General features: G+C 61.2%; 1 protein-coding gene. It reads left to right on the forward strand.

Going from position 1 to position 675, the window contains the following annotated elements; genetic code table 11:
- A partial coding sequence (locus tag ACIPLA_RS28325; protein ID WP_401177784.1) for an NADH-quinone oxidoreductase subunit C occupies positions 1–675 on the forward strand: 675 nt, incomplete at both ends.

Raw genomic sequence — 675 nt, forward strand, 5'->3', positions numbered from 1 at the left:
GTGCTTTGGGTTGCCCGCGCCAAACTCGTCGAAGTCCTGACCTTCCTGCGTAACCTGCCCAAGCCGTACGTCATGCTCTATGACCTGCACGGCGTGGACGAGCGTCTGCGCACCAAGCGTCAAGGGCTGCCAAGCGGCGCCGACTTCACTGTGTTCTATCACTTGATGTCGATCGAACGTAATAGTGACGTAATGATCAAGGTCGCCTTGTCCGAGAGCGACCTCAGCGTGCCGACCGTGACCGGTCTGTGGCCGAACGCCAACTGGTACGAGCGTGAAGTGTGGGACATGTACGGCATCAACTTTGCCGGTCACCCGCACCTGACCCGCATCATGATGCCGCCGACCTGGGAAGGTCACCCGTTGCGCAAGGACTTCCCGGCCCGCGCCACCGAGTTCGACCCGTTCAGCCTGACCCTGGCCAAGCAACAGCTTGAGGAAGAAGCCGCGCGCTTCAAGCCTGAAGACTGGGGCATGAAGCGTTCCGGTGCGAACGAGGACTACATGTTCCTCAACCTGGGTCCCAACCACCCTTCGGCGCACGGTGCGTTCCGCATCATTCTGCAGCTGGACGGTGAAGAGATCGTCGACTGCGTGCCGGACGTCGGTTACCACCACCGTGGTGCCGAGAAGATGGCCGAGCGTCAGTCCTGGCACAGCTTCATTCCGTCCACC

It is taken from the genome of Pseudomonas sp. NPDC086112 (assembly GCF_044746425.1).
Lineage (GTDB): Bacteria > Pseudomonadota > Gammaproteobacteria > Pseudomonadales > Pseudomonadaceae > Aquipseudomonas.